This is a genomic window from Microvirga sp. P4_G7 (assembly GCF_056401005.1).
The window spans coordinates 1-7,863 of the sequence record NZ_JBFUKD010000119.1 but is presented as its reverse complement, the minus strand read 5'-3'; the positions used below and the strand labels follow the sequence as shown (position 1 = coordinate 7,863).

Annotated in this window: 7 protein-coding genes; 3 read left to right on the top strand and 4 right to left on the bottom strand. The window is 59.8% G+C overall.

Annotation, left to right across the window (positions count from 1 at the left end):
* Positions 1-150 precede the first annotated feature (150 nt).
* Complete coding sequence (locus AC1DT3_RS07845) at positions 151-1,131, top strand: formylglycine-generating enzyme family protein (RefSeq protein WP_477464692.1); 981 nt, start codon at positions 151-153, stop codon at positions 1,129-1,131.
* Between the two features lie 15 nt (positions 1,132-1,146).
* Here AC1DT3_RS07845 and AC1DT3_RS07840 read toward each other — a convergent pair whose 3' ends face one another.
* The 3 genes from AC1DT3_RS07840 to AC1DT3_RS07830 form a co-directional block, all read right to left on the bottom strand.
* Complete coding sequence (locus AC1DT3_RS07840; RefSeq protein WP_477464691.1) at positions 1,147-2,076, bottom strand: SphA family protein; 930 nt, start codon at positions 2,074-2,076, stop codon at positions 1,147-1,149.
* A gap of 58 nt (positions 2,077-2,134) precedes the next feature.
* Entirely contained in the window at positions 2,135-3,184 is a 1,050-nt protein-coding gene (locus tag AC1DT3_RS07835; RefSeq protein WP_477464690.1) for an HAD family hydrolase, read from the bottom strand.
* A gap of 184 nt (positions 3,185-3,368) precedes the next feature.
* Positions 3,369-4,133: an inositol monophosphatase family protein gene (locus AC1DT3_RS07830; protein WP_477464689.1), complete on the bottom strand. Its 765-nt coding sequence runs from the start codon at positions 4,131-4,133 to the stop codon at positions 3,369-3,371.
* A gap of 323 nt (positions 4,134-4,456) precedes the next feature.
* On the opposite strand from AC1DT3_RS07830, the gene AC1DT3_RS07825 reads away from it, so the two are divergent.
* Both AC1DT3_RS07825 and AC1DT3_RS07820 read left to right on the top strand, forming a co-directional pair.
* Positions 4,457-5,746, top strand: a complete 1,290-nt coding sequence (locus AC1DT3_RS07825; RefSeq protein WP_477464688.1) for an NAD(P)/FAD-dependent oxidoreductase — start codon at positions 4,457-4,459, stop codon at positions 5,744-5,746.
* 102 nt (positions 5,747-5,848) lie between these two features.
* Positions 5,849-6,994: an amidohydrolase gene (locus AC1DT3_RS07820; protein WP_477464693.1), complete on the top strand. Its 1,146-nt coding sequence runs from the start codon at positions 5,849-5,851 to the stop codon at positions 6,992-6,994.
* A gap of 62 nt (positions 6,995-7,056) precedes the next feature.
* On the opposite strand, the gene AC1DT3_RS07815 is transcribed toward AC1DT3_RS07820, so the two are convergent.
* A partial coding sequence (locus tag AC1DT3_RS07815) for a calcium-binding protein (RefSeq protein ID WP_477464687.1) occupies positions 7,057-7,863 on the bottom strand: 807 nt, incomplete at its 5' end.

The following is a 7,863-nucleotide window of genomic DNA, read 5'->3' as shown; positions in this document are numbered from 1 at the left end:
CGGTAGCTTGGTTCGGTTTCTCGTCGCACCAACCCCTGCACGGTGTAACTCTCTGTCAGGAGCCGCTTGTCGCTTGTCCGGCGTCACTTTTGAAAAACTCGCTCGTCATATCGGTCCAATTTTCCCCTCGCTCAAGCGGGCAGTTGGTCCATGAGCCACGTTTCTTCCGCGATTGCCAAAGCTCCTTCTCAGGCGCCTGTCGAGGATGGCATGGTCTTCGTGCCCGGCGGAACGTTTCGCATGGGCTCGAATGAGCACTACCCGGAGGAAGCACCGGTCCACCGGGTCACTGTCGATGGATTTTGGATCGATAAGCTCCCCGTGACGAACCGCCAGTTTAAGGCGTTCGTTCAGGCGACCGGGCATTTGACGACGGCGGAGATCGTGCCGGACGCGAAAGACTATCCGGGCGCCAAGACGGAGATGCTCAGGGCGGGATCGCTCCTTTTCACGCCGCCCGATCACCCTGTCGACCTCCGCGATTGGAGCCAATGGTGGACGTTCGCTTTCGGGGTGAATTGGCGGCGTCCCTACGGCCCCAACAGCAAGCTCAAGGGACTCGAGCACCATCCGGTCGTTCATGTCAGCTATACCGACGCTCTCGCCTACGCAAAGTGGGCAGGCAAGGACTTGCCGACTGAAGCGGAATGGGAATTCGCCGCCCGCGGTGGTGCCGACGGACAAGAATTCGCCTGGGGAAGCGAATTGACACCCGAAGGTCGCCAGATGGCCAATACCTGGCAAGGGCAATTTCCGTTCGAGAACACGATGCTCGACGGTTACGATCGCACATCGCCGGTCGGCACCTTTCCGCCAAACGGCTACGGTCTCTTCGACATGATCGGAAACGTCTGGGAATGGACATYAGATTGGTTTGCGCCCCAACATGCCGAGGATGTCCCGAAGGCGTGCTGCATTCCGGAAAATCCGCGCGGCGCGAGAATGGAAGGGAGCTATGATCCCCGACAACCCGAGAGCCGCATTCCACGGAAAGTCGTGAAGGGCGGATCCCATCTTTGTGCGCCGAATTATTGTCGGCGTTACCGCCCAGCTGCCCGCCACCCGCACCCGATCGACACATCGACCAGCCATATCGGCTTTCGATGCGTCCGCCGCGCTCCCGCAGGATAGACGACAGGGGTCTCTCTAGAACTTGAAGCTAACAGCGACGGTGCCGGCATCGCCTTCCGTCGTGTTTTTCGCCCCGAACTCACGATAATATTTTGCTGTCAATTGCACCGGCATGGACCCGACCTTGAAGGTGAAAACGGCTGCCGGACCCAGGCCGTAGACGCGGGATTTATAGGCGCCGAGGCTCGCTCCGCTACCGCTATCGCCCGTAACCTGCTGCATCGTGTAGCCGACGATGCCGAGCTTGACCGCCTCATTGATCTGATAACCGGCTGCCGCATCGATGTGGAGCACATCTCCAGAGCGATAGTCGGTCGCCGGATTTTTCTGGTTGATCAAGTAGGCGGCCGCGACGGAGATATCGATCCCGACCTTTGGATCGAAGTAGGTGAATGCCGCTTGCGGTTGAACGGACGCGAAATTCTTACCCGTGTTCAGCACTTCCTCGTCGTTGTATCCCCCGACGGGGGTGTACACTGACAGGCCCACGTTCCAATAGAATGGCCCCGAATTCCAACCGACGATCGCCGGAATGAGGATGAGATCGGACAGGTCAGTCTTGCTTGCGCTGCGCGAGATATTGAAGCGGGGCGTCGAGAGGCTACCGGTCAGGTGGGCATCGACGACACCCCAGGCCGCGCCGAATGCATACTGCCCACCCAATATCTTCGCAGGGGTTACGACAGTCATCACGGGCAGAACTGAAAAGACCCGCATGTCCAGTTCGGTCTGGAGGCGACCCTGGAGCAGGGTCCGATCAATCGAGCCGCTATAGGCGTAGGCATTCGTGCGCGTATAAACCCCGGGCTCCGGCGGCACCACTCCAGACATGAAATCTTGGAAGCCCTTGAGATATGGGCTTTGCCCACCTTCGAGGGCGGCAGCCGGAGCGATGGCTAGGACGGCCAAGGCGGCGATAGAGCCGAACGAAAAGGAACGAATCATCGAGAATCTCTGCGCATATACCAATTTCGCCAGTTCAGCGCCCAACCGCAACGTCGGATCACTGCGCCGGGTAAATCGTCTTCCAATCCTTCTTTATGTCTACGACGAGCCACCCACGCCGAGGCGCCTCATCGAGGGCCTTGTCCAACTTTCCTACCTTGGATTGCCTGTCATAGGCATATTCGCGTTCCGCATCGGTGTGATGCACGATCAGCGCAAAGCGCGGCCCGGAATTCAGCGTCGTCCACTGCAGCATCTCGAGATCGCCATCCGAGTTACCTGCCGCAAAGACCGGACGACGACCGATGAACCGGTTGATACCGACCGCCTTGCCCGGTCCATCATCGATGAACTCGACATTGGGGAGCTTCTCGATCACGGGGCTATCACCATCGAGCTTATAGGTGGTCTTGCCGCTCGATCCGACCACTTGCTCTGGCGGGATGCCGTAGGATTTCTCGGTCCAGGGGCGCATGAACTCGACTCCGCCTCCGGAAACGATGAAAGTCTTGAACCCATTCGCGCGCAAGAAGCTCAGCAGTTCGAGCATAGGCTGATAGACGAGCTCGGTGTAGGGCCTGTTGAATCGAGGATGCCGCGCCGTCGCAAGCCAGTCTTTCACGGATTGGTCAAACTGCACCGTGTTCATGCCCGAATGCGTCAGGGCTACGAGTTCGACAAGACCCTGTTCTCCAAGCGAGGCAAGCGTGCCCTTGTCGCCTTCGAGAAGCGCCTTGAATGGTTGCTTTTCCTTGAGATCCGGCCGGCCGCGCGCTATCGCCGTCGCCTTGTCGAAAATGTAGGCCGCCTGGACGTAGATCGGCTGTTCGGTCCACAAAGTACCATCGTTGTCGAAAGTGGCGATGCGCTCGGCGACAGGGACAAAGTCCGGTGTCCCCTCCTTGATGACACGCGCTACAAAATTGATGACGGACGCTTTGGCATTACCCTCATTCCATGAGGGTAAAGGGTCTGGCTGCGCGTGAAGACCGGAGGATGCAAAGGCAAGCGACAGACCCGCCAAAACGATGGCTAAACTTCGCCGGATCCCAAGAGAGCGGGCGGGCCCTGTTTTGGACTGCGCCTTGTTCAATATGGAGAAAAACATGAACCGCTCCTTGGCGTTCTGACACCCGAAGATTGGATCCGATCTCGCATTTCAAGAGCAGGCGCGCCCAAATCGCGAGACGCCGATCACGCGACGGCGATCTCCATCACACCGGATTGCATCTTCGGAAGCAAGTGGTCGGCGTGCGAGAAGGCGTGTGGACAAGGAAGGCAGGAAACCACGGCTAGTCGACCACGAGAGCTTTCCACTCGCCAGCAAGATCGGGGAGACCCGCGAATCCGTTGAACTCACCCGTCAGATTGCCTAGCGGGCGGTTGGTGTACGTTCGGCCCCCGAGCGCCTCGACGATGGCCATGCCCGCCATCACGTCCCAGCTGGATGCTCCGAACCCAACGTGAGCGTCCACCTGCCCAAGGGCAGCCTTCATGAATGAAATCGTCGAGGACCCATAGCAACGCACGGCCATTCCGGCCGCGCCGGCGACGAACTCGACGATCTCGGCCTGCCGCACCGACGGTGTCCTACTGTTGACCTCCACCGCGACGATCCCGCTCCGTGGCCTGCCACTGGCTAGTCGCGGCAGCTCGACGCCGTTGAGCGTCGCGCCCAATCCGAGTCCACCCGCTAACATGAGATCATGGACCGGTGAGTAAATGACCCCTGCCTGAGGGCGGCCGCCTTCATAGATGCCGATGGAAATCGCCCAATCGGGATTGCGGCGGACGAAATTCGCGGTGCCGTCGATCGGATCGACAACCCAAGTTCGTCCGTCCAGACGCGCTTGTGCGCTACCTTCCTCGCCGAAAAAACCGTCGCCCGGAAAGCGCTTTTCAATCTCCGCCCGAAGAAGCTCCTCGATCCGCCGGTCGGCTTCGGTCACGAGGTCCAGTGGCCCCTTCTCCTCGACCGAGAACGAACGCTCTCCCGAGACATATGGCCGAGCGAGCGTTCCTGCGCTCCGTGCGAGATGAACCATAATATCGAGCATGGGATCCTCAAGGGCGCGATCGATCAGGGGACATAGCGCGAGTGTGCGACGCTCTCGCTTCCGGCAACGCGATGGATGAAATAGCGATAGGGCTCGTCGACGAATACCATAAATCCTGCCCGCATAGACGGATTTGATCGTTTTCGATCATCAGCAATCCAACCCCGTGCCACCCTCGCTACGCCAATGTTGATTAGGTTTGAAAACAGGCGGATTGTATTGAGAATGACTGGCGTCGACGCACGACCATTCGTCGTCACCATTTGAAGTATCACTCGGTGCAGGGCTCGATGAACGCCGTGGAAGACGCTCTCTCAAAAAACATGTCCCAGAATGGCGAGCGCCGGCATCGGGTGGTCATCGTCGGCGCCGGCTTCGGAGGATTGGAAGCGGTCCATCACCTGGCCGGCTGCCCGGTGGATATCACGCTTATCGATCGACGCAATCACCATCTTTTTCAGCCCCTTCTCTATCAGGTGGCCACTGCGTCGCTGGCGACATCGGAAATTGCCTGGCCAATCAGATATCTCATGCGCGGTCGTCCCGAAGTCACGACATTGCTGGCCACAGTCACGGGGATCGATGCCGACGCCAAGCACGTCGTCCTTGATGGAGGCGACGTTGTTCCATACGACACGCTGGTTCTCGCGACCGGCGCGCGACACGCCTATTTCGGTCATGATGAGTGGGAAGAATTCGCGCTCGGCTTAAAGACGCTCGAGGACGCCACGACGATAAGGCGTCGCATCCTTCTCGCATTCGAGCGTGCTGAGCGAGAGACTGATCCTCAACGACAGGCCGCGTTGCTGACGTTCGTCATCGTCGGTGCGGGACCGACAGGTGTCGAACTCGCGGGGACGATTGCCGAGCTCGCCCGCGATACGCTGCCCCGTGATTTCCGCAAGATCGATACCCGCCATGCGCGCGTTGTCCTCATCGAAGCGGGACCTCGCGTGTTGGCGGGATACGCCGAAGATCTGTCGGCATACGCTCTGCGCGCCCTTGAAAGTCTGGGCGTCGAGGTCGAGCTCGGTCAACCCGTTTCCTTATGCACAGAAGACGGTGTCGTCTATGGGGATCGTATTCTGGAGGCCAAGACTCTCATTTGGGCCGCAGGTGTCAGAGCGTCGCCCGCCGCAGAATGGCTCGGAGTGCCGGCCGATCGCGCTGGCCGGATGTTGGTGCTGCCGGATCTGACGGTTCCGGGGAGACCGGAGGTCTTCGCTATCGGCGACACCGTCGCGATCGATGGTCCCGACGGAAAGCCAGTGCCCGGGATTGCACCTGCTGCGAAACAGCAAGGACATCACGTCGCCAATGCCATCAAAGCGCGTCTGCGAGGTGCTGCACAGCCCCTGCCCTTCCGATACAATCATGCGGGTAGTCTGGCGACGATCGGAAAGCGACTGGCTGTGATCGATTTCGGGCGTATCAAGCTCCGCGGCGCTCTTGCTTGGTGGATGTGGGGTCTCGCGCACATCTATTTCCTGATCGGCCTGCGCAATCGCCTCAGCGTTGCCATCAACTGGCTTTGGATTCACGCACGCGACCAGCGCAGTGCACGTCTCATCACGCAAGGACGCTTGGAAACGCATCGAGACCGTCCAGGCTGACGCAGCCAATCCTCCATACGCAAACCTGCGACTTCAATGCAAATCGGCGTCGGAGTCACAAGCGCACGCAGCGGGCGCACCGCGTCAACAACGAGGCCAATGATGTTTTTGACCAACCGGGACATTGTCGATCTTGTGGAATGGCGCCGCAAACTTCATCGCATGCCTGAACTATCGGGCGAAGAGGAGAACACCGCACGGGAAGTCTGCGCGCTTCTCGCCACCACCGGTGCGGACCTGATCACCAGGCTCGGCGGCCATGGCGTCGCCGCCATCTTTGACGGCGATGAACCCGGCCCGACGGTAATGTTTCGTGCCGAGCTCGACGCACTTCCGATCGAAGAAATCTCCACAATTCCGCATCGCTCGATCGTTCCGGGAAAAGCCCATCTGTGCGGTCACGATGGGCACATGGCGACACTCGCCGGTTTGGCGTTGGGCCTGGGCCGCAAGCGTCCGCAACGCGGTCGTGTGGTGTTGCTGTTCCAACCTGCGGAAGAAAATGGTTCCGGCGCTGCCGCCGTTATCGCAGACCCGCACTATCCGCAGCTCGCTCCGGATTTTTCGTTCGCCCTGCACAACATGCCAGGCGTTCCTTTGGGCGAGGTGCTGCTGACGGAAGGGCCGGTCAATTGCGCATCGCGCGGTCTGCGCATCGCGCTCGCGGGAAAAACCGCCCACGCCTCCATGCCGGAGACGGGCGTGTCCCCGGTGAACGCGGTCGCCTTTCTAATGCCTGCGCTGACCGGCCTCGGCAGTGGGCAAGCCGTGGGTGAGGATTTCGCCATGGTGACGGTTACACACGCCAGCGTAGGCGAACCCGCCTTCGGCGTCGCGCCCGGCCGCGCCGAGATCTGGGCGACGCTACGAACGCTGACGGATCGCCGTATGGGCGAACTCTGCGCAAGCGCTGAAGCGGCTGTCAAGAACGCCGCACGCGAGGAAGGGTTGGCGGTGACTATCTCCTACGACGACGTATTCCGACATTGTGACAACGCTTCGGCGGCTGTGGCCGTCTTGCGCGACGCCCTCGACGCCGAGGGCATATCTCACGGCCCCGGCAATCTTCCGATGCGAGCCTCGGAGGATTTTGGGCGGTTCGGTGAAGATGCGCCTTCAGCCATGTTTTTTCTCGGCGCCGGAGAAACGCATCCGAGTCTCCACAACCCGGATTACGATTTCCCCGACGACCTGATCGAGATCGGAGCGCGGGTGTTCATGCGCACACTGCGGACCATGCTTGGATAAAGATCACAAAGGTGCGCGCGATCGGCCGCGATCGGCACCGAGCCTTCGCAGTCAGGCAAACCTTAGATCACGTAGAAATCCTTATAGGTCATCTTGAGGTTCTTTCCGAGCGTGGCGATCTGAAGAGCCTTGCCGATACCGGACCCATCGGCGTCGTAGTAGAGTACGCCCTTCTTCTTGTCGTAGATGACATAGTCGTTGGCGTCTTTTGCCGCGGTGCCAACGGTGAAATAACCTGATTTCAAAAGGGCGGGCCTTGTTTCCGAGCCTTTCGCTCCAAGCTTTTTAAAGACCGCGTTCTCGAGCCAGATCGCATCGTCTTTCACGTTGAAGTCGGTGATTTTGTCGACATGTGTCTTCTTTGAATCGGGCTTCGCCTTGAACACGAAAATGTCTCTGCCCGCGTTCCCTGACAGAGTGTCCTTGCCGTTTCCACCGTAAAGTCTGTCATCGCCGCCCTCGCCTTTGAGGACATTCCGGCCCGCATTACCGTAGATGGCGTTTGCCGTATCCGACCCGTTGAGATTGGCGCTCACCTTTGACGTCGGCGCTGAAAGCTTGAGGACCTCCACCGCTGCAGATGCACTCAACGAGAAGCTACCCTCGGAAACGACCGTATCGGTCCCACCGCCTACCGCCTCCTGGATGGTGACGTTCCCGCCGACGTAATAGGTATCGTCGCCACCGGATCCATCGAGAACGCCAGCCCCGTCGCCGCGCAGCACGTCGGCGTGGTTCGTTCCAACGATGCCTTCGATGGAGAAGAGCGCATCGCCGGCGATGGCAGCGCTGCCCAGGGTAACGTCGAGCCCCACGCCTTGGTCGGCGAACGAAGCGAAGTCGAAACCGCTACCCCCATCGAGATGATC

Bases quoted from the DNA above. Each gene is read 5' to 3' on its own strand.
- AC1DT3_RS07830 (WP_477464689.1), bottom strand. From the start codon at position 4,133: ATGCTCGATATTATGGTTCATCTCGCACGGAGCGCAGGAACGCTCGCT.
- AC1DT3_RS07835 (WP_477464690.1), bottom strand. From the start codon at position 3,184: ATGTTTTTCTCCATATTGAACAAGGCGCAGTCCAAAACAGGGCCCGCC.
- AC1DT3_RS07825 (WP_477464688.1), top strand. From the start codon at position 4,457: ATGTCCCAGAATGGCGAGCGCCGGCATCGGGTGGTCATCGTCGGCGCC.
- AC1DT3_RS07820 (WP_477464693.1), top strand. From the start codon at position 5,849: ATGTTTTTGACCAACCGGGACATTGTCGATCTTGTGGAATGGCGCCGC.
- AC1DT3_RS07840 (WP_477464691.1), bottom strand. From the start codon at position 2,076: ATGATTCGTTCCTTTTCGTTCGGCTCTATCGCCGCCTTGGCCGTCCTA.